Here is a 19,421-nt window from a genome sequence, read left to right as displayed (position 1 = left end):
GGTATCCCATCTGTTTTGACTGTGCTCTTGCGTCCGGGGGCGCTTTGCTGTTGCAATTTTGTCATTAATCATGCTGATTCATGAGTATAAATACTTATAACATGTAAATATATTATGATCATGGTCAACGCGGCGGAACGGATGCGCCGTGCTCAAATCGGGGATACTCAAGATGGCATTCAGGGATTTTGACGGCGTCTATCGTTCGAATACATCGTTCTACGGGGAGCGCCCCTCTCCGTTTCTGGTTCATTATCTGGACAAGTTCGCTGTCGACGGCCATGGAGCAGGGCTCGACCTCGGGTGCGGCCAGGGTCGCAACGCCCTGTATCTGGCCGGGCGCGGTTTCGACATGCAGGCGGTGGACGGGTCGGCCGAGGCCATTGCGGTGTTGGAGAGCCGGGCACGCGAACAGAGGCTGAATATCAGCGGGCAGGTCGCCGATCTCGCCGCGCTGGACATCGCTGAAGACCGCTATCGGTTGATCATTGCCAATACCTCGCTCGACCACCTGGATGAGGCCGGCGGCGCGAGACTGGCCGCCGGCATGCAGCGGGGGCTGCTTCGCGGCGGCTTGCTGTTCGTTTCGGTGTTCATGCAGGATGACCCGGGCTATGCGGCGCAGGGACGGCAGGCCAGCGAAACGGCGGCCTATGTTATGCACTATTATCGGCCCGGCGAACTGCGTGCGCAGTTCGCCGGCCTGACCTTGCTGGCCTACCAGGAGGAGTACGCGCTGGATACCGGCCACGGCGTTCCGCACTATCATGCGATCGCACGTTTGTTCGCTCGCCGGGACGACTGAGGAGGGGCGCGGCGAAAGCCGCGCCCCGGGCTAACTGTCCAGTCCGCGCTGGACCAGTTCAACCGCGCGCATGACTGCGCGCGCCTTGTTCTGGGTTTCCTGCCATTCGGATGCGGCCTGAGAGTCGGCCACCAGCCCCGCGCCGGCCTGGATATAGAGCATGCCGTCTTTGATGACGGCGGTACGGATGGCGATTGCCAGATCCATGTCACCGGAAAAGCCCAGGTAGCCGACCGCCCCGCCATAAATGCCGCGCTTGCTCGGTTCCAGCTGGTCGATGATTTCCATCGCCCTGACCTTGGGCGCGCCGGAGAGCGTGCCGGCCGGGAAGCTCGCCTTCAGCACGTCGATATTGCCGACCTCGGGGCCGACGCTGCCCTCGACGCAGGAAACGATGTGCATGACGTGCGAGTAGCGTTCTATCACCCTGTCCTCGACCACGCGCACGCTGCCTATCGCGGCGGTGCGCCCCACATCGTTACGCCCCAGGTCCATCAGCATCACATGCTCGGCGATCTCTTTCGGATCGGCCAGCAATTCTTCGGCCAGGCGCTGGTCTTCTTCGCGCGTCTTGCCGCGCGGCCGGGTGCCCGCGATCGGGCGAACGGTGACGGTCGACTCCTCGCGCCGCACCAGGATCTCGGGCGACGAGCCGACTACATGGAAATCGCCGAAATGATAGAAAAACATATACGGCGACGGGTTCAGGCTGCGCAAGGAGCGATACAGGCTGATCGGTTCGTCCGGGTAGGGCATCTGCATGCGTTGCGACAGCACCACTTGCATGATGTCGCCATCTCGGATGTAGCGCTTGCAGACATCGACCGCGTCGCAGAACGCCTGTTCGCCGAACTCGGATAACGCCTGGTTGACGCGCGACGGCAGTGACAGCGGAATGACGACCGGCTCGCGCAGCTGGGCTCGCAAGCGGGCCAAGCGCGACAGGGCCTGGTGGTAGGCATTCTCGATCGCCGGATCGGCGTAAACGATGAGATAGAGTTTGCCCGACAGATTGTCGACCACCGCCAGTTCTTCCGACAGCAACAGCAGGATGTCGGGTGTGCCTATAGGATCGGGCTTGTCGCAGTCGGCAAGCCGGCGTTCGATGTGGCGCACGGTGTCGTAGCCGAAGTAGCCGACCAGCCCGCCGTTGAAGCGCGGTAGTCCGGCCGGTTGTGCGACCTTGAAGCGGCGTTGGTAGGCATCGATGAAATCGAGGGGATTGCCGTGATGGCGTTCGATGATCTCGCCGTCGCGCTCGACCTGCATGTCCTGACCCTGTGCGCGCAGGCGGGTGGAGCAGGGCAGACCGATGAAGGAGTAGCGGCCCGAGCGTTCACCCCCGTGAACCGACTCCAGCAGATAGGAATAGGGCCGGTTGGCCAGCTTCAGATAAACCGAGAGCGGCGTGTCGAGATCGGCGAACAGTTCGTGAACGACGGGAATGCGGTTATAACCGGCGGCGGCGAGCCGGTTGAATTCGTCGAGTGTCATGAGATTTCCTTGCAGTGGGCGAGTGGAGTTGAAAAAAACGGGCGTTGTATTACTGCCGCCATCGCCAACTGGCCGGGGTGGGTAGAAATCTCATCGAATGAACACAGTAGTGGGCTGATGCCGTCTATTTTTATGGAATTCGCCGTGTAAGTAAATCCCCGTCGCGTTCCGTCGCATCGGCGGCGGCCCCCCAGCCACCGCCCAGCGCCTTGTGCAAGGCGATGATATTGGCCGCGCACTGCCCTTCGGACGCCAGTTGCTGGTCGACCTGACCGCGCCAGGCGATGCTGGCGGCGAGCACGTCGAGACGGGAGGCTTCGCCCGCTTCGAAGCGGCGCTGGGCGAGCCATAGCGCTTCGGCGCCGGCCGCCGCGGCGTGCGCGAGATCGCGCCTGCGGCCGCATTCCTGCTGGTAGCGGACCAGCGCGCCCTCGGTGTCGGCCAGCGCCGCGAACACGGCCTTGCGATAGGTGGCGTCGGCGGCGTCGAAGGCGGCACGGCTGGAGTCGACACGATCTTGCAGACGCCCTGCGTTGAAGAGGGGCAGCGTGAGCGTGGGGCCGATACTCCAGAAACGGCTGGCCTGGTCGGTCAGCGTTCCGCTGTGGATCGAGTCGAAGCCGGCGCTGCCGGTGAGGCTGAAGCTCGGATAGCGCGCGGCCTCGGCCGTGCCGATGTCGGCGCTGGCTGCCGCGCGTTCGCGTTCGGCGCGACGGATGTCGGGGCGCCGCCGCAGCAGCTCGGATGGCAAGCCGGCCGGGACGCGCGTCGGCAAGGCCAGGCTGCCGTCCGCCGCGCCAAGCTCGTCTTGCAGTCCCCGGCTGTCGCGTGCCAGCAGCGCGGCCAGGCTGGCCAGGCTCGCGCGCGTCGCGGCCTCAAGCGGTGCCAGCGCGGCACGGGCGGTGTCCAGCGTGGCCGAGGCGGCGGCGCTGTCGCCGGCGCCGACGATGCCGGCCGCTTGCGCGCGCCGGGTCAGATGCAGATCTTCTTCCGCCGCATCGATCTGTCGCTGCAGATTCAGCTGCCGCCGCTGCCCGCTACGGTAATCGAAGTACAGGCGCGCGGTCTCGGCCGCCACCAGCACGACCGCGTCGTGCTGCTGCTCGAGTGCGCTGTCGGCACGGGCCGAGGCCGCCTCGAGCGCGCGCGCATTGTGTCCGAACAGATCGATCTCCCAGCTGGCGTCGAAGCCGACCAGACGATCGGTGAACGCGGTTTGCGGATTGGCGATCGGCATATTGGCGAAGCTTTCGCCATTACGGCTCAGTTGATCGCGCGAGGTGCGCGCACGTGCCTGCAGGGTGGGAGCCCGATTGGCGGCAGCAATACCTGCCTCGGCGCGGGCGACACGCACGCGGGCGGCGGCGGCGTGCAGGTCGGGGCTGTCGCGCAGGGCGGCGGCAACCAGGCTGTCGAGGCGCGGATCGCCGAAGTCGCGCCACCAGTCGTCGCGGCCGGCGGCAGCCGATGTCGCCGCGCTTTCGCCCATGAAGTGCGTGGGCAGGGAGCGGGCATCGGGGGCGCGATAGTCGGGGCCGACACTGCAGGCGGCCAGCAGGGTGAGGCAGAGCAGGGGGGCGAACTGGTGGGTCATGATGGTTTCCCGCTTAAGCGCTGTGGCGGCGAAACATCCCGTAGGCGAGAGCCAGGGTGATCGCGGCGATAAGTAACAGGGGCCAGAGTTCGGGCCAGGCCAGGGCGAAGTCGTAGTTCTTCAGGAACACTCCCTTCACGATGATGATGAAGTGAGTGAGCGGATCGGCGGCGGACACCCATTGCAGAACGGGCGGCATGTTCTCGACCGGCGCCATATAGCCGGACAGAATCACGGCCGGCGCCATGAAGCAGAACACGCCGAGAAACGCTTGCTGCTGGGTCGAGCACAGCGCGGAAATGAACAGGCCGAAGCCGATCAGCGACACGCTGTAACACAGCATGCCGAGATAAAGCAGCCAGATCGGACCGCGCATGGGAACATGAAAAATCCACACCGCGGCGGCGGCGATCAGCGTGGCCTGCACCATGGCGACCAGAATGGCCGGCGCCGCCTTGCCGGCCATGATGTAGGCCGGCGTCAGCGGCGAAACCAGCAATTGTTCGAACGTCCCTTCTTCGCGTTCGCGTGCGAGCGACAAGGCCGTGACGATCAGGCAGCCTACGGTTGTAATGATCGCGATCAGGCAGGGGAGGACGAACCAGCGATACTCGAGATCGGGGTTGTACAGATTGCGCACCGCGATTTGCGATGCGCTGCCGTTGCCGTTTCCGCGCTCGAGCGCGTAATCGTCGACCACATGGCCGACGTAGGAAAAGGCGATCTGGGCGCTGTTCGAACGGCGTCCGTCTATGATGGCCTGGATGTCGGCCGGCTGCCCCGATTCGACGCGGCGCGAAAAATCCGGTGCGAAACGCAGCGCGAGCAAGGCCCGTTTCTCGTCTATCGCCCGTTTCAGACCGGCCTCGTCGTGAACGACGAGCAGCCGGGTGAAGGCGCTGCCCGCTCCCAGCCGCTGCGTCAGTTCGATCGATGCCGCGCCCTGATCCTGGTCATAGATCGCGAGCGTCGCGTTTTTGACTTCCAGCGTGGCGGCGAAGGGAAAGACTGCCAACTGGATCACGACCGGCATGATCAGCATGCGCCGCCCCTGCGTCGTTCTGAGCAGAGCCTGCAACTCCTTGACGATCAGCGTCAACAGACGGTGCCACATGCGCGTTCTCCTCTCAATCGAGCCGGCGCGCGCTCTGACGCGCAGTCAGACCGAGCCAGAACACCGCCGACAACAGCAGGAACAGCAGGTCGGGCAGCAGCACCGGCCAGAGGGTGCCGGCCTGGAACAGGGTCTGCAAGGCACTGACGAAGTAGCGGGCGGGAATCAGGTAGGTGACCGCTCGCACCGGAGCCGGCATGCTGGCGATTTCGAACACAAAACCTGACAGCATGATCGCCGGCAGGAAGGCGGCTGTCAGCGCGGCCTGGGCCGCGAGAAACTGGTTGCGGGTCGCGCTGGACAGCAGCAGGCCGAGGCCGAGCGCGCTGCCGAGAAACAAGCTGCTGACAGCGAACAGAACGACGATGCTGCCGTGGAAGGGAACCTGCATCAGAAAACGGGCGACCAGCACGCACAGCAGCATTGCGCAGATGCCGAGCAGATAATAGGGCAGGATCTTGGACAGCAGGAGCTCGAAACGCGTGACCGGCGTCGACAGCAGCGCCTCCATGGTGCCGTGCTCCCACTCGCGGGCGATCACCAGGGACGTGAGCAGCGCGCCGATGATGGTCATGATGACGGCGATCGACCCGGGCACCAGATAATTGCGGCTGACGGTGGATGGGTTGAACCAGTAGCGCGGCGTGAGCGTGATGGGTGCCGTCGCGGGGCGGCCGCTGTCGCGCGCGCGCTGTTGCTGCCACGTCAGCCAGACGTTCTGCAGATAGCTGGCGGCAAAGTTGGCCGTGTTCGGCTCTGCGCCGTCGGTCAGGACTTCGAGCGCGGTCTGCCCTTGCGCCAGGCGGCGCGAAAAATCCGGTGGCACGATCACCACGGCGCGGACTTCGCCCTGGTCCAGCCGCCGCAGCATGACCCGCCTGTCGTGGCTGCGCACCGGGTCGATATACGGCGAGCCGTATAAAGCCTGGGTGAAACTTTGCGCGTCGGCGGAGTCGCTCTCCAATACGATGCCGACGTGCAGGCGGCTGGCGTCGAGATTGATGCCGTAGCCATAGATGAACAACAGCATCACCGGCAGCACGAAGGCGATCAGGATGCTGCTCGGATCGCGAACGATCTGGAAGCTTTCTTTGCGGCACAGTGCCCACAGCCGCCGTACGGCGGGCCTCATGCGGGTCTCCTCGCGCTATCGTCGTTTTCGATCAGGCGGATGAAGGCGGCCTCCATGCCCGGGTCGGGCATGTCGGCGGTCGCGGCCAGCTGTTTGAGCGCATCCGGGGTGCCGCTGGCGATCATGCGGCCGCGATAGACGAGGCCGATGCGGTCGCAATACTCGGCTTCATCCATGAAGTGGGTGGTGACCATCACGGTGACGCCCTTGTCCACGAGTCCGTTGATGTGCGACCAGAATTCGCGGCGTGTGGCCGGATCGACGCCAGATGTCGGTTCGTCGAGAAATAGGATGCCTGGCGCATGCATCAGTGCACAGGCCAGCGCCAGGCGCTGCTTGATGCCGAGCGGAAGCTGGCCCGCATCCTGTTCCAGATAGTCGCCGAAAGAAAAAATGTCGACCATCTCTGCGATCCGTTCGCGCTGCCGGCGTCCGCTCAGTCCGTAAACCCCCGAAAAGAAGCGCAGATTCTGGAGAATGTTCAACTGCCCGTAGAGGGAAAACTTTTGCGCCATATACCCGATTTGCTGACGTGCCCGGCTCGGACTTTTCTGCAAATCGAGGCCCATGACCTGCGCGCGGCCGGCACTCGGCGCGAGCAGGCCGCACATCATCTTGAACGTGGTCGATTTGCCGGCGCCATTGGGCCCGAGCAGCCCGAAAATTTCGCCGCGCGCGACGCGAAAGTCGATATGGTCGGTGGCGACGAAATCGCCGAAGCGCCGCGTCAGCGCTTGCGCTTCGATCACGGCGCCATCGTCGACCCCGTCTGGCAGCGGGCGCACCGTCAGCCGTGCCGCCAGTTGCGACTCGTGCCGCACCGCGCCGGCGAGATCGATGAACGCGTCCTCCAGCCGTGGCGCGACGGGCACGACACGGGCTTGCGTCCCGGCTCCGAGCTCGCCCGGGTCGGGGAGGGCGGCGCCGGCGGCCAATACCAGCCGCAGCTGTCGGCCCTGTATGACCGCGTCGATGATGTCATCGCGTCGCTGGATGCGCTGCAGCAGCTGGCGGCGGCTGCCCTCGATGTCGCGGATCTGCACGCTGCGTCCCTCCATCCGACCCATCAGCGTCTGCGGCGGGCCGGCATAGGCGATGCGGCCGGCATGCATCAGACACACTTCATCGCAGGCTTCGGCTTCATCCAGATAGGACGTACTCCACAGCACGGTCATGCCGTCATGGGCGAGGGTTTTGACCATGCTCCACAACTCGCGTCGCGAGATCGGATCGACGCCGACACTGGGTTCGTCGAGCAGCAGCACGCGCGGGGTGCCCAGCAGCGCGCACGCCAGGCCAAGCTTCTGCTTCATGCCGCCCGACAGTTTGCCGGCCGCGCGCGAAGTGAAGCGCTCCAGGTCGGTAAAGTCCAGCAGCCGGTCGAAGCGCTCGCGTCTGTCCGTGCCGATGATCTGGCGCAGATCCGCATACAGTTCGAGGTTTTCCAGTACGGTCAGGTCTTCGTACAGGCCGAATTTCTGCGGCATATAGCCGATGATGTCGTGCAGGCGTGCGGCATCGATGCCGGGGTCGTGCCCCTCGACCGCCAGTGTCCCTCCGCTTGCCCCCAGCAGGCCTGCGCACAGGCGCAGCAGCGTGGTCTTGCCTGCGCCATCCGGACCGGCCAGGCCGGTGATCAGGCCGCGGCGCAGGCGCAGATCGATGCCGGCGATGGCTGCCGGGCCGGCTCCGGGGAAGCGTTTTTCCAGACCGTCGGCGCGAATCGCGAATTCGGTGTCCATCGCGTTCACCGCGCGGGCAGGACGACGGTGATCGGCATGCCTTGCCGCAGCGCGGCATCGGGGTCCTGCACCACGATGCGCACACGATAGACGAGCGCGCTGCGCAGGTCTTCGGTCTCGACGTTCTTGGGGGTGAACTCGGCGGCCGGCGAGACGAAACCGATGCGACCGTGGTAGGGATGGCCGGGGCGGCTGTCGCTGTACAGGGTGACCGCGCGACCGATCGCGGCACGGCCGAGCTCTGTTTCGCCGATATAGACGCGTGCCCATACCGGCCGCGTCAGGGATAGCGTAAAGACCGTGGCGCCTGCGCCGAGCATGCTGCCGGGCTCGACCGCCCGCGTCATGATGACGCCGTCGGAAGGCGCGACCAGGGTGCTGTCCTGCCATTGCAGGCGGGCGCTGGCCAGGGCCGCATCGGCGCGTTTGAGATTGGCATCGGCCGCCGCGACTTCCTCGCGCCGGAAGCCCTGGCTGAGCGCATCCAGTTTTTGCGCGGCACTAGCGGCCTGGGCCGCCGCCGCGTCGCGGGTCGCGCGGGCGTCGTCGAGCGCCCGCGCCGGGGCGGCTCCGGTGCCGGCCAGCTGCTGTTGCCGCGCGAGAGCTTTTTCGGCGCCCGCCAGCGTCGCGTTCAAGCCGGCCAGATTCGCGCGCGCGGCGGCGACATCCTGCTGCCGCGTGCCGTGGTGGTAGAGCGCGGCGTTGGCGGCCTGCAGCGCGCGGTTAGCCTCGGCGTCGGCCAGGGCGTGGCGCAGGGGTTCGGCGTCGAGTTGGCCGAGCGGCTGGCCTGCGTGCACGATCGCGCCCTCGTCCACGTTCAGCGTCTGCAAGCGCCCACCGACCCGGAACGCCAGATTGACGCTACGGATGTCGATGTTGCCATAGAGGGTCAGGCTGCCGTCGTCGCGCCGGCTTTGATGCCAGGCCCAGCCGGCTGCCAGCGCAAGGACGGCGGCTGCGCCGATAAGAATCAGGGAACGTCGTTGCATACAGGGTGAGCTCCATAAGCGACACCGGCGAGCGCCCAGCGCAGGCGGCGGCGGACATGATCGCGGTCGGCGGCGAGACGGTCGAGCGCGTCGCAGATTTCGGCCGGCAGGCATTTGGGCTCGGCCAGGCCGAAGTGCAGCAAGGCGGGCAGACCGGCTGCCGCCATAATGAACATCAGGACATGGATGGGCTCGTCCGCCTGGATTTGGCCCGCGCGCTGGGCATCGGCCACGGCCTCGAGCATCAGGCGGATATGGCGGTCGCCGAGGGTCGCGATAAAGCGGAGTACGCCAGCCTCGCCGGCGGTGGCATCCATGAATAACTGCCCGATGAAGCTGCCATGATCGAGCAGGTTGTCCAGCAATTGTTCCAGCAGGCTGAGCAGGCGGGCCTGGGGCGAACCGCCTGCGCGTGCGCGCAAGGTCAGGCGTTCCAGCAGCGGCGCATACCAGTGCTCGATCAGGGCCTCGATAAAGCGCTCGCGTGTACCGAAGTGGTAGACGAAGCTGCCGGGGTTGACGCCGGCCTGCAGGGCGAGTCCTCGCACCGTGAGACTGCGCAGGCCGTGTCGGCGGGCGATGTCGAGACCGGTCTCGAGCAGACGTTGTTGAGTCGTGATCATGGTGTGATTTTATACGCCTGTATAAGAAAATCAAGTGTCATTATTTGCTCCCTGCCACGGTCGGAAACAGCAGTCTTCAGGGGTGGGCCAGGGTGCTGATGTGCGACGCACTGAAAAAAAGCCGGTCGGCGGGAGAGACGCCGGACCGGCTGCCAAGTCGTGGACCTGGTGTTGCAGGCAATGCAGGGAACAACAACGTCATACTTGATGATTAATTTAAATGTAGTTGCAATTGTTGCCTGGCACAATGCGCGGCCTGGCTTGTATTCAGAGGACGAATGCCCTAGTCTGCACGCCATGAAAGGAGGTCGCCATGAAGATGAAACTGCTGGCCGCTCGGCTGGATCGCAGCGGGAACATCCTGGTAAACACACGGCTGGATGGCTATCCCGCCTTTTTTCACCTCGAGCCGCGCGTGGTCGACGCCTGGCTGAGCCTGCCGCCGCTGGGCGACATGAATTCGCTGAGCCTGCTCGAATCCAACTGGGAACGGTTCGAAGCCGAGCTCGCGCGCCTGGTGCGTCGTCACGGCAATGACTTCATTGTCACGCAAGGGATGATGAAGCCAGCCTGAAGAGCCGCCGTTTCGATGTGCGCTTTTTTTACCCGTCCCCCTTGCCTCCTGGTGCGAGCCATGGTGTGCCGAATCCCGCCACCAGCGATGTTGAGCGATGACACTGCCGACCATGCCGGGATTTCGTGCCGGCCGTGCGACATCTCCGGCGTTGCGGCCTGGCACGACGGTCGCGGGCATCGTTTTCCGGCTGACGGCTACCGCCGCGCCGGCCCCGGGCGTCTCGGCGCCCGGAGTGCCGCCGGCAAATCGAGCGGGGCGCGTCCCGTTTTTGCATATAACTAAACCACATTGTACAGCTTTGAAGACGGGCGGGGCGCAAAAAGCTATACTGAACTGTCCGGTTATGAATGGAAGCGCTATGCGGATGAAGCAAGAGAGCCGTCGTCAGGCCATCATGGATGTGGCGGAACGGCTATTTCACGAGAAGGGCTTCGACGCGACCTCGATGGACGAGATCACGGCGCAGCTCGGGGGGTCCAAGGCGACGCTCTACAACTATTTCGCCTCCAAGGAGGCCCTGTTCGTCGAGGTCGTGTACCGCTCCGTTCGCGATAGTCAGGTGCACCTGTACGATACCCTGGACCCGGAGGGCGAGCTGCTTGCGACCTTGCATGCCTTCGGCGAGACCTATCTTGCCTTCGTGTGCCAGCCGAAGATTCTCGAAGTGCAGCGCATTGTTTATGCCGAGCCTGCGCGTGCGAATCTCGGGCGCGATTTCTACAAGTACGGGCCGGATGCGACGCGCAGGCAACTCGCGCGCTATCTGCGCGCATGCATGGACCGGGGTGATTTGCGCGACGACGATGCCTCGCTGGCGTCCTTGCATCTGCTGATGCTGCTGCAGGCCGAACGGCGCGACCCGCTGCTGCTGCTGGCGGTGGAGGCGGATGCGCTGCCGTCGGTTGCGCAGACGGTGCGGCGCGCGCTTGCCGTTTTTCTGCGGGCCTACGGTGTCGATAAGACACGCCTCGGGCGGCTTGTTTTATAGTGAACGTTGCGGTACATTTATGGCGCTCGCCGTTAACGTGAGGTGCCAGCATGCAAGAAAACGATGATCCCTACGTCGTCAACGATCTGTTCGGGATGGAGGAGGCGGCCCTGCTCGATCTCGAAGACGGGGATGAAGACAGGCTGGTGGCCGGGCTCGGTATCGCCCCCTGCCGTATGCGCTACGATGAGCAAGCGCTGGCCGAGGAGAAGCGGGACAGCCGGCTGGCGATAGCCAAGTACCGCTGCAAGAGCAACCCGGCCCTGACCTGGGGCGGCCGTGGCCGTCCTCCGCGCTGGGTGGTCTGGTACCTGGACAGCGGCGGTAGGTTGTCCGACCTCGCCATTTGATCGGCCGCCGGTTTCATTGCCGCTTTCCGTCCCTGCCGTTCAGCCCGCCCCACATGAAACAGCCCGCCATGCCGCGTGAAAACCGCGGAACGGCGGGCTGTTGAGCTATTCTGATAGAAGTCGCGCCGGTTCAGGCCGGCTGCACGTTCGGACGCAGCAGCGGATAGAGTTCGGTCAGGCTGTCGAGCACGAGGTCGGCGCCCAGCGTCGCGGCGTCGCCGTAGCCATAGCTGACCACGATGGAGGTGGCTCCGGCCGCGCGCGCCGTCAGTACGTCGTTAGGCGAATCGCCGACCATCGCGATTTCGTGCGGGCTCACGCCCAGCGTCGCGCAGGCGTGCAGCAGCGGCATGGCCGACGGTTTTTTCTCCGGCAGCGAATCGCCGCCGAGCACCAGGCAGAAATCGTCCGCCAGCCCGAGCTGTTGCAGCACCGGCACCGCCAGGCGCTCCGATTTGTTGGTGATGACCACCAGCGGCAGATTCAGCGCGCGCATCAGGCCGATGCCGGTGGTGACGCCCGGGTAGACCGTAGTGTGCACGGTCAGGTGGTCGCGGTAGTATTCGATGAAAAAGCGGTAGCCTTTTTCCCATACATCGGCCGGCGCCTCGACGTCGCGCTCGTCGGTGATCGCGCGGTGCACGAGGCTGCCGATGCCGTCGCCGACGTGTTCCTGGATGCGTAGCGAGGGCAGGGCCGGCAGGCCGAGAAAATCGCGCATCGCGTTGGCGGCGGCGCTGAGGTCGGGGATGGAGTCGACCAGGGTGCCGTCCAGGTCGAAGGCGATTGCCTTGATGTTTTGCAGTGTCATTGTCAGGCCTTGATGCAGCGGCGTGGCGCCGCGCTTAACGGTGTTGCCCGAGGGCCGTGCGCATCGCTGCGATGGTAGCCGCATAGTCGGGGGTGTTATAGATGGCGGAACCGGCGACGAAGGTGTCGGCGCCTGCGCGGGCGATCGCCGCGATATTGTCGACCTTGACGCCTCCGTCGACTTCGAGCCAGATCTCGTTGTCGTGGTTCTCGCGCCACGCGTCGATGCGTTGCCGTGCGGTGGCGATCTTGTCGAGCGCGTGCGGGATGAAAGACTGCCCGCCGAAGCCGGGGTTGACCGACATGACAAGAATCATGTCGATCTTGTCCATCACATGATCGAGGTAGGATAGGGGGGTGGCCGGGTTGAAGACCAACCCCGCCTTGCAGCCGCGATCGCGGATCAGCCCGAGGCTGCGGTCTATGTGTTCGGAGGCCTCGGGATGGAAGGTGATGATGTCGGCGCCGGCGTCGGCGAACAGCGCAATCAGGCTGTCGACCGGCTTGACCATCAGATGCACGTCGATCGGGGCTTGAACATGCGGTCGTATGGCTGCACATACCATGGGACCGATGGTGAGGTTGGGGACGTAGTGATTGTCCATGACGTCAAAGTGAATCATGTCGGCGCCGGCGGCGATCACGTCGCGGACTTCCTCGCCCAGGCGGGCGAAATCCGCCGACAAAATGCTGGGGGCAATACGAAAAGAACCCATGGTCGTGTTGATCCGGAGAGGTTGATTTCCGTGATTGTAACGCAGACCGTCGCCAAAACCCCACCCGTGCGCGGCACGGGCGGGCCGGGGAAAGGTAAATGCGATGAATACCGAACGTTATAAACTGCTGGTGCAGCCCGAGTCGGCCTACTCGGAAGAAAAATCCAATCTGGCCGCCGACGTGTACGCGTTCGGCTACACGATCCGTATCACGAATCTGGGGGCGGAACCCGCACAACTGGTCAGCCGCCACTGGATCATCACCGATGCCAACGAACAGGTGCAGGAAGTGCGCGGTCTGGGCGTGGTCGGCGAGCAGCCGTGGATAGAGCCGGGCGCCCAGTTCGAGTACTCCAGCATCACCTCGCTGAAAACCCCGTTCGGCAGCATGCGCGGGCGCTATCAGATGGTGTCGCAGGACGGCACCCGTTTCGACGCCGAAATACCGGAGATGGTGCTGGTGGCCCGGCGCGTACTGCATTGACGCGCGGCGCTCGCGCGCCGTGCGACGGGGACGTCCGAGCGGCGTCCGTTTCGAATCGCCGCCGCCGCGACACCGCTCGCGCCGACGTTCACCCGGGCAGCATTCATGCGTTTTACCCATAGCGGCACCGCGCCGCGCAACCGTAACGACTGGCAAACCCTCAAGACCCTGATGCCTTATCTGATGGCATTCAAGTGGCGCATGGGCGCCGCCTTGTCCTGTCTGATCCTGGCCAAGGTGGCCAATGTCTGGGTCCCGCTGTACCTGAAGAACATCATCGATCGGTTGTCGCTGCCGGCGACGGCGATGATGCTGCCGGTCGCCGCGCTGATCGGCTACGGCATCGCCCGGCTCGCCGCCAGCCTGCTCGGCGAAATGCGCGACGCGGTGTTCGCGCGCGTGATCCAGGGGGCGGTGCGCCGCGTCGCGCGCTCGGTGTTCGAACACCTGCTGCGCCTGTCGCTCGCGTTCCACCTGACGCGCCAGACCGGCGGCATGAGCCGCGACATCGATCGCGGCACCAAGGGCATCGGCTTCGTCCTCAACTTTACCGTGTTCAACATCCTGCCGACGCTGTTCGAAATCGCGCTGGTGACCGGCATCCTGCTCGCGCGCTACCAGGGCGCGTTCGCGCTGGTGACGCTCGGCACCATCGTGTTGTATATCGTCTTCACCCTGGTGGTGACCGAATGGCGCACCGTATTCCGCCGCAGCATGAACGACCTCGACTCGCGCGCGAATGCGCGCGCCGTCGACGCGCTGCTCAACTACGAAACCGTCAAGTATTTCAACAACGAACGCTTCGAAGCCGAGCGCTACGACACGAATCTCGCCGCGTGGGAAGCGTCGGCCACCAAGAACCAGGTGTCGCTGTCCATGCTCAATGCCGGGCAGGGCGCGATCATCGCCATCGGCGTGACCCTGATCATGACCATGGCCGCGCGCGGCGTGGTGCGGCACGAGATGAGCGTCGGCGACGTGGTGCTGGTGTCGGCCTACCTGACGCAGCTGTACGCACCGCTGAATTTTCTGGGCTTCGTCTACCGCGAGATCAAGCACTCGCTGGCCGATATGGAGCGCATGTTCGATATTTTGAAATCCGATGCGGAAGTGTCGGATCGACCGGGCGCTCAGATCCTCGCGACGACGAGCGCGCGCCTGGATTTCGAAGGGGTGGACTTCTCCTACGACCCCAAGCGCCAGATCCTGCACCGCGTCGATCTGCATGTGCCGGCCGGCAAGACGCTGGCCGTGGTCGGCACCAGCGGCGCCGGCAAGTCGACGCTCGCGCGGCTGCTGTTTCGCTTCTACGACGTCAGCGGCGGCCGTCTCGCGCTCAACGGCGTCGACGTGCGCGACATGACGCAGGACTCGCTGCGCGCCCATATCGGCATCGTGCCGCAGGACACGGTGCTGTTTAACGACACCATTTACTACAATATCGCCTACGGCCGGCCCGATGCCGCGCGCGAGGACGTGCTCGATGCCGCGCGCTCGGCGCATATCCATGACTTCGTGCAGGGGCTGCCCGACGGCTACGACACCATGGTCGGCGAGCGCGGGCTGAAACTGTCGGGCGGCGAGAAACAGCGGGTCGCGATCGCGCGTGCGCTGCTCAAGAACCCTCCCATCCTGATTTTCGACGAAGCGACCAGCGCGCTCGACTCGCGCACCGAAAAAGCGATCCAGCACGAACTGGCCGAAATCTCGGCCAATCGCACCACGCTGGTGATCGCCCACCGCCTGTCGACCATCGTCGATGCCGACCAGATCGCGGTGCTCGACGGCGGGCGCGTGATCGAATCCGGCACCCACCGCGAACTGGTCGAGCGCGACGGCCGCTATGCCGAAATGTGGCGCCTGCAACAGCAGGGCGAGAGCGCGGTCGAGGCCGGCTGGTGAGTGTACAAAACGCGGGCGCGGTTTAAGCCGCGGCCGTGGCGTGGTACATTGCGCGCTTGAACGAATGCAAGGAAACATGCAATGACGATGGCAGAACTCGAACCCGCCGTGGTGTGGGCGCATTTTCAGACCCTGTGCGACATCCCCCGTCCGTCCAAGCACGAGACGGCGCTGCGCGACTATCTGCGGGGCTGGGCCGAATTGCGCGGCCTGGAGAGCCGTATCGACGCGGCCGGCAACCTGATCATCAGGAAGCCGGCGACGGCGGGCATGGAAAACCGGCCCGGCGTGGTGCTGCAAGGCCATCTCGACATGGTGTGCCAGGCCAACGCCGGCACCGTGCATGATTTTTTCAAGGACCCGATCCGTCCGGTGCTGAAAGACGGCTGGCTGGTCGCCGAGAGCACCACGCTGGGCGCCGACAACGGCATCGGCGTGGCGCTGGCGCTGGCTGCGCTCGAGAGCGAGGACATCGCGCACGGCCCGCTGGAAGCGCTGTTCACGCTCGACGAAGAGCAGGGCATGGGCGGCGCCCTCGGCCTCGAGCAGGGCCTGCTCGAAGGCAGCCTGCTGATCAATCTCGATACCGAAGAGTGGGGCGAGTTCTACATGGGCTGCGCGGGCGGCATCGACGTCAACGTGCGCCGCGACTATCGCCGCGAAGCGCTGCCCGCCGGCTATGCGGTGCGCCGCCTGACCGTCTCCGGCCTGACCGGCGGCCACTCCGGCGCCGACATCCATCTCGGCCGTGCCAACGCCATCAAGGCGCTGATCCGCTGGGTGCGCGAACTGGAAGCCAAACTCGACCTGCGCGTCGTCAGCCTCAACGGCGGCACCGCGCGCAATGCGCTCGCGCGCGAAGCGTTTGCCGTGGTCGCCTTTCCGGCCGCAAGCGAAGCCGAATTCGCCGCCCTCGGCGATACGCTGCAAGGCGTGCTGCGCGACGAGTACACCGGTGTCGACGACGCGATCGCGCTGACCATCGCCGCGGCCGACGGCGCCGAGGTGATGGCGCGGGACGATCAGCGCGCGATCATGGCCGCGCTGCACGCCGCTCCGCACGGGGTCAAGGCCATGAGCCGGCGCGTGCCGGGCGTGGTGGAAACCTCGAACAATCTCGGCGTGGTCACGCTGGAAAACGGCAGCCTGTTCGCCAACATGATGGTGCGCTCGCTGATCAACAGCGGCACCTGGATGCTCGCGCGCGAAATCGAAAGCCTGTTCGGCCTGATCGGCGCGGAGATCGAACTCGAGGGCGGCTACCCGGGCTGGGCACCCAACCCCGAGTCCGAACTGCTCGCGCTGTGCCGCCGGGTGTTCGAGCGCGAGCATGGCCACGCTGCCCGCGTGCAGGTCATCCACGCCGGGCTCGAGTGCGGGCTGATCGGGTCGAAGTATCCGCAGATGGACATGGTGTCGTTCGGTCCGGACATCCGCGGCGCGCATGCGCCGGGCGAACGCGTTCGCGTGGAATCGGTCGGCCAGGCCTGGTCGCTGCTCAAGTCCATCCTGGCCGCGGTCGACGCGCGCTAGACGGGCCGGGCGCAGGCCGGCGGGATGGGGGCAGGTCCGCCCCGTCGTTTTCGCGTCAGGCGACACTGTCGAGTTCGCCGAGCCGGTAGCGGACGATGATGGCCTGCAGCTTGGCCGCATAGTCGGGGTCGGTGGCGTAGCCGGCCCGCGCGACGGCAGCGGCGAAGTCTTCGCCGCTGCGATGGTCGAAGCAGCGCGCATAGCGCGGGTTGTCGCATAAAAATGCCGCGTGGTCGTCCATGCCGCTGCGCCAGCTCGGGTATTTGCGCCAGTGCGAGGTCTGCATCACCCACTCGCCGGCGATGAATTCGCGCGTCTCCAGCGTCAGGATCTCGCCCGGCCACGCCGGCCCGGCCTTGATGCCGAACAGGTTTTTCGCTTCGCGCGCCAGGCGGGACTCGCCCCAGCCGGATTCCAGTGCCGCCTGCGCCACGGTAAAGCTGGCCGGGATGTCGCTCGCGCGGGACGAGGCCTGTGCGGCGGGACCGATCAAGGCGATGAATGCGTGCGGGGTCATTGCGCTCCTTTCGTACTGCCGGCGGCGCCATCGAGCGGCGCGCCGGCCGGGGATGAAAACGGCTCGATCACCGGCTAGTGGACGCGAAGCGCAAGCGCCGGTAAAGGTCACGCGGTTGGAATAGCTTCTGGCATCGTGATAGGGGTCTAAATAAGCAGAATCGGCTGCCTGGATCGGGGCCAAGTGATCGATCAAGGGAGACCGACGGCGCCGCAGGCATGTGCCGGTCGGAGAGAGGGAGGGGGAGCAATCGCGATGTTTTTGGCTTGCATGACGGCTGCCGTGCGCGGCATGCGCGGCTGGCAGAATGCCGGGGGAGTGGCGCTGTTCCTGGCGATCGCCTCGGCGCCATCCTGGCGTTGGTTCCTGGGGGAGGGCGGCCCGCTGCGCGAGGTGCTGCGCCACTCGCTGTCGCTTGTCGCCGCGCAGCTGACTTTCGTGCTGCTCATGTGGCCGCATATGCTCGGCGTCGATGCGCCGTGGAGCCGGGGTCTGCATGCGTTCTTCGGCCACCCGTCGGCGACGGCGGCCCTGCTGGCGGGATTGTTCGCGGCGACGCTGCTGCTGCCGCGCCTGCCTGTGCTCGGTGAAGTCCATGCGTTTCAGAGCCTGACCCTGGGCGGTGCGTTGCTGGCCTTTATCGCGCGCTATGCTGCCGCGCGGAGCGTCGCCCCGTGGCCGGGTATCGTCTTTGCGCTGTACGAGTTGCTGCTGTGCGTCGGCGTGTACATCGCCACCGGCGCCATCGCCGTGGTGATGACGCGGCTGTTCGGTCGGCTCGCGCGCGGCCGGGAGGTGTTGCTGATTCTGTATCTGGCGGCCGGCGCGGGTTTCCTGCCGCTGTTCGTGTATGGCGCGTGGCTGGGTGGCGGGGTGGGGTCATAGCGCGAGGTCGGCTGCGGCGGCAAGCGCCATGATGGATGCCGTCCTCTCCCTGCCAGAGGATCGCAAATTGTTCGGGCTGGACGTGGTCGAGGATGAGGCGCAAACCGGTACGGCACCAGACGTGATACCAGGCTGTCGTCCTCCCAGAAGGCATCCAGTTTTTTTCGCAGCACCAGGAGCGCAGCGGCCTCCGTCAACGCTTTCTCCTTACGGTGCAATTCGCGTTCGAGTTCCTTGATGCGTTTCTTGTCGGCCCGGGACTGTGCCTGCTCATTCAAGCGCGGCTCTCGGCTTGAATGCTGATCAGTGAGACAAGCTTGGCGCCAAGCCTGAACTTGCGCCGGGTACAGACCCTTGCTGCGGCAATACTCGCTCAGCTCGATCTCCGAAAGCGAGGCGGTTTCGATAACGATCGCCAGCTTGGCTTCAGCGGGCCAATCCTCGGCGCGATTCTTGTCTCCTGGCACTGCGGCTCCTCCGGCTTTGGCCTGTTTGCGCCAATTGTACAGAGTCTGCTCGGAGAGACCTTCCTGACGTGCCAGCTCAGCCACGGTCATGTTGAAAGGTGGTAACAGCTTCTTGAGTAAGGCCTCACGGCGCTCAGGTGAGTAACGTGCCATAGCAAAAACTTTCCCCGCCCCCGGATGATGAATCCATTCAATCTGAAGACACGACAACTACCCTAACACCGGGGGGGCGGGGCTGGTGCAGCATCGCGGCCGCGCGCAGGACCCGATACATGGTGGATTCGGAGGCGACATAGCGGCCTTCATCCGCCAAAATCGGCACGATCTGGCTCGGCGGCACGCTATCAAAGCGCGGGCTGTTGCACAGTGCCAGCACCGCCTGTCGTTCCGCGGCGCAGAGCTTGTTGGCGGGCTCGGGTCGATCAACCAGAGGGCGCTGGTCGGGGCTGACGACGCCATCTTGCCGCCAGCGATACCAGCTATGCACCGAGATGCCGACCACCGCGCAAGAACGGTACAGCGAAGCGCCGTCATTGCATGCCTGTTGTACCCAGTCGGTGAGCTGCTCACGGTGCTCCAGCAGGGTCAATCGTCCTCGTTGTCGCCCCAAAGGGCGCGCACTTTTTTTTGCAGAATCAGTAATGCCGCTGCCTCCGCCAGAGCCTTGTCCTTACGCAGGATCTCACGCTCCAGGCGTTT

Annotated in this window: 19 protein-coding genes and 1 pseudogene; 8 read left to right on the top strand and 12 right to left on the bottom strand. The window is 65.1% G+C overall.

Annotated elements, in window-relative coordinates; genetic code table 11:
• Positions 1-172: 172 nt before the first annotated feature.
• A complete protein-coding gene (locus tag G520_RS24015; RefSeq protein ID WP_028535949.1) occupies positions 173-805 on the top strand; it encodes a class I SAM-dependent methyltransferase in 633 nt (210 codons plus the stop codon).
• A gap of 30 nt (positions 806-835) precedes the next feature.
• Here the strand turns inward: G520_RS24015 and trpE are convergent, their stop codons facing one another.
• From trpE to G520_RS22665, 7 genes are all read right to left on the bottom strand, one after another.
• A complete protein-coding gene (gene trpE / locus G520_RS0112400) occupies positions 836-2,299 on the bottom strand; it encodes an anthranilate synthase component I (RefSeq protein ID WP_028535948.1) in 1,464 nt (487 codons plus the stop codon).
• 130 nt (positions 2,300-2,429) lie between these two features.
• A complete protein-coding gene (locus G520_RS0112395; protein WP_028535947.1) occupies positions 2,430-3,893 on the bottom strand; it encodes an efflux transporter outer membrane subunit in 1,464 nt (487 codons plus the stop codon).
• A gap of 13 nt (positions 3,894-3,906) precedes the next feature.
• Complete coding sequence (locus G520_RS0112390) at positions 3,907-5,007, bottom strand: ABC transporter permease (RefSeq protein ID WP_028535946.1); 1,101 nt, start codon at positions 5,005-5,007, stop codon at positions 3,907-3,909.
• A gap of 13 nt (positions 5,008-5,020) precedes the next feature.
• On the bottom strand, positions 5,021-6,139 hold the full coding sequence (locus G520_RS0112385; RefSeq protein WP_028535945.1) for an ABC transporter permease: 1,119 nt from the start codon (positions 6,137-6,139) through the stop codon (positions 5,021-5,023).
• On the bottom strand, positions 6,136-7,881 hold the full coding sequence (locus tag G520_RS0112380; protein ID WP_028535944.1) for an ATP-binding cassette domain-containing protein: 1,746 nt from the start codon (positions 7,879-7,881) through the stop codon (positions 6,136-6,138). The genes G520_RS0112385 and G520_RS0112380 overlap by 4 nt, the downstream gene beginning before the upstream one ends.
• Before the next feature lie 5 nt (positions 7,882-7,886).
• A complete protein-coding gene (gene hlyD / locus G520_RS0112375; protein WP_028535943.1) occupies positions 7,887-8,870 on the bottom strand; it encodes a secretion protein HlyD in 984 nt (327 codons plus the stop codon).
• The gene (locus tag G520_RS22665; protein WP_051229367.1) at positions 8,852-9,493 is read right to left on the bottom strand and encodes a TetR/AcrR family transcriptional regulator; all 642 of its coding nucleotides are present in this window, start codon (positions 9,491-9,493) and stop codon (positions 8,852-8,854) included. Before G520_RS22665 ends, hlyD begins: the two co-directional genes overlap by 19 nt.
• 313 nt (positions 9,494-9,806) lie before the next feature.
• Here G520_RS22665 and G520_RS0112365 point away from each other — a divergent pair, with 313 nt between their 5' ends.
• The 3 genes from G520_RS0112365 (at position 9,807) to G520_RS22660 (ending at position 11,408) form a co-directional block, all read left to right on the top strand.
• Complete coding sequence (locus tag G520_RS0112365; RefSeq protein ID WP_028535942.1) at positions 9,807-10,067, top strand: hypothetical protein; 261 nt, start codon at positions 9,807-9,809, stop codon at positions 10,065-10,067.
• Between the two features lie 361 nt (positions 10,068-10,428).
• On the top strand, positions 10,429-11,058 hold the full coding sequence (locus G520_RS0112355) for a TetR/AcrR family transcriptional regulator (RefSeq protein ID WP_028535940.1): 630 nt from the start codon (positions 10,429-10,431) through the stop codon (positions 11,056-11,058).
• Between the two features lie 50 nt (positions 11,059-11,108).
• On the top strand, positions 11,109-11,408 hold the full coding sequence (locus tag G520_RS22660) for an H-NS family nucleoid-associated regulatory protein (RefSeq protein ID WP_036666237.1): 300 nt from the start codon (positions 11,109-11,111) through the stop codon (positions 11,406-11,408).
• Between the two features lie 130 nt (positions 11,409-11,538).
• Here G520_RS22660 and G520_RS0112345 read toward each other — a convergent pair whose 3' ends face one another.
• Together G520_RS0112345 and rpe are read right to left on the bottom strand one after the other, a co-directional pair.
• On the bottom strand, positions 11,539-12,219 hold the full coding sequence (locus G520_RS0112345; RefSeq protein ID WP_036666235.1) for a phosphoglycolate phosphatase: 681 nt from the start codon (positions 12,217-12,219) through the stop codon (positions 11,539-11,541).
• 34 nt (positions 12,220-12,253) lie between these two features.
• Positions 12,254-12,934 (bottom strand): ribulose-phosphate 3-epimerase, encoded by a 681-nt coding sequence (gene rpe, locus G520_RS0112340; RefSeq protein WP_028535938.1) that lies wholly within the window; start codon positions 12,932-12,934, stop codon positions 12,254-12,256.
• 103 nt (positions 12,935-13,037) lie between these two features.
• Here rpe and apaG point away from each other — a divergent pair, with 103 nt between their 5' ends.
• The 3 genes from apaG (at position 13,038) to G520_RS0112325 (ending at position 16,853) form a co-directional block, all read left to right on the top strand.
• Positions 13,038-13,418 carry a Co2+/Mg2+ efflux protein ApaG gene (gene apaG / locus G520_RS0112335; RefSeq protein ID WP_028535937.1) on the top strand — a complete coding sequence of 127 codons (381 nt, stop codon included), beginning with the start codon at positions 13,038-13,040 and terminating at the stop codon, positions 13,416-13,418.
• Positions 13,419-13,523: 105 nt separating this feature from the next.
• Positions 13,524-15,320: an ABCB family ABC transporter ATP-binding protein/permease gene (locus G520_RS0112330; protein WP_028535936.1), complete on the top strand. Its 1,797-nt coding sequence runs from the start codon at positions 13,524-13,526 to the stop codon at positions 15,318-15,320.
• 81 nt (positions 15,321-15,401) lie between these two features.
• Complete coding sequence (locus G520_RS0112325; RefSeq protein WP_028535935.1) at positions 15,402-16,853, top strand: aminoacyl-histidine dipeptidase; 1,452 nt, start codon at positions 15,402-15,404, stop codon at positions 16,851-16,853.
• Between the two features lie 55 nt (positions 16,854-16,908).
• Here the strand turns inward: G520_RS0112325 and G520_RS22655 are convergent, their stop codons facing one another.
• Entirely contained in the window at positions 16,909-17,370 is a 462-nt protein-coding gene (locus G520_RS22655; protein ID WP_036666233.1) for a glycoside hydrolase family 73 protein, read from the bottom strand.
• A 255-nt stretch (positions 17,371-17,625) separates the two neighbouring features.
• Between G520_RS22655 and G520_RS24945 the strand changes: the two genes are divergently transcribed.
• Positions 17,626-18,255 (top strand): hypothetical protein, encoded by a 630-nt coding sequence (locus tag G520_RS24945; protein ID WP_028535934.1) that lies wholly within the window; start codon positions 17,626-17,628, stop codon positions 18,253-18,255.
• Positions 18,256-18,381: 126 nt separating this feature from the next.
• Here the strand turns inward: G520_RS24945 and G520_RS24470 are convergent.
• Both G520_RS24470 and G520_RS0112305 read right to left on the bottom strand, forming a co-directional pair.
• A pseudogene (locus G520_RS24470) lies at positions 18,382-18,875 on the bottom strand (transposase); the annotation flags it as partial.
• 37 nt (positions 18,876-18,912) lie between these two features.
• Positions 18,913-19,311 (bottom strand): helix-turn-helix domain-containing protein, encoded by a 399-nt coding sequence (locus G520_RS0112305; RefSeq protein ID WP_028535932.1) that lies wholly within the window; start codon positions 19,309-19,311, stop codon positions 18,913-18,915.
• Positions 19,312-19,421: the final 110 nt, after the last annotated feature.

This window comes from Paludibacterium yongneupense DSM 18731 (genome assembly GCF_000422925.1).
Taxonomy (GTDB): Bacteria; Pseudomonadota; Gammaproteobacteria; order Burkholderiales; family Chromobacteriaceae; genus Paludibacterium; species Paludibacterium yongneupense.
The sequence above is the reverse complement of the archived record's forward strand: the minus strand, read 5'-3'. Positions and strand labels throughout refer to the sequence as shown.

Bases quoted from the DNA above. Each gene is read 5' to 3' on its own strand.
- G520_RS24015 (WP_028535949.1), top strand. From the start codon at position 173: ATGGCATTCAGGGATTTTGACGGCGTCTATCGTTCGAATACATCGTTC.
- trpE (WP_028535948.1), bottom strand. From the start codon at position 2,299: ATGACACTCGACGAATTCAACCGGCTCGCCGCCGCCGGTTATAACCGC.
- G520_RS0112395 (WP_028535947.1), bottom strand. From the start codon at position 3,893: ATGACCCACCAGTTCGCCCCCCTGCTCTGCCTCACCCTGCTGGCCGCC.
- G520_RS0112390 (WP_028535946.1), bottom strand. From the start codon at position 5,007: ATGTGGCACCGTCTGTTGACGCTGATCGTCAAGGAGTTGCAGGCTCTG.
- G520_RS0112385 (WP_028535945.1), bottom strand. From the start codon at position 6,139: ATGAGGCCCGCCGTACGGCGGCTGTGGGCACTGTGCCGCAAAGAAAGC.
- G520_RS0112380 (WP_028535944.1), bottom strand. From the start codon at position 7,881: ATGGACACCGAATTCGCGATTCGCGCCGACGGTCTGGAAAAACGCTTC.
- hlyD (WP_028535943.1), bottom strand. From the start codon at position 8,870: ATGCAACGACGTTCCCTGATTCTTATCGGCGCAGCCGCCGTCCTTGCG.
- G520_RS22665 (WP_051229367.1), bottom strand. From the start codon at position 9,493: ATGATCACGACTCAACAACGTCTGCTCGAGACCGGTCTCGACATCGCC.
- G520_RS0112365 (WP_028535942.1), top strand. From the start codon at position 9,807: ATGAAGATGAAACTGCTGGCCGCTCGGCTGGATCGCAGCGGGAACATC.
- G520_RS0112355 (WP_028535940.1), top strand. From the start codon at position 10,429: ATGCGGATGAAGCAAGAGAGCCGTCGTCAGGCCATCATGGATGTGGCG.
- G520_RS22660 (WP_036666237.1), top strand. From the start codon at position 11,109: ATGCAAGAAAACGATGATCCCTACGTCGTCAACGATCTGTTCGGGATG.
- G520_RS0112345 (WP_036666235.1), bottom strand. From the start codon at position 12,219: ATGACACTGCAAAACATCAAGGCAATCGCCTTCGACCTGGACGGCACC.
- rpe (WP_028535938.1), bottom strand. From the start codon at position 12,934: ATGGGTTCTTTTCGTATTGCCCCCAGCATTTTGTCGGCGGATTTCGCC.
- apaG (WP_028535937.1), top strand. From the start codon at position 13,038: ATGAATACCGAACGTTATAAACTGCTGGTGCAGCCCGAGTCGGCCTAC.
- G520_RS0112330 (WP_028535936.1), top strand. From the start codon at position 13,524: ATGCGTTTTACCCATAGCGGCACCGCGCCGCGCAACCGTAACGACTGG.
- G520_RS0112325 (WP_028535935.1), top strand. From the start codon at position 15,402: ATGACGATGGCAGAACTCGAACCCGCCGTGGTGTGGGCGCATTTTCAG.
- G520_RS22655 (WP_036666233.1), bottom strand. From the start codon at position 17,370: ATGACCCCGCACGCATTCATCGCCTTGATCGGTCCCGCCGCACAGGCC.
- G520_RS24945 (WP_028535934.1), top strand. From the start codon at position 17,626: ATGTTTTTGGCTTGCATGACGGCTGCCGTGCGCGGCATGCGCGGCTGG.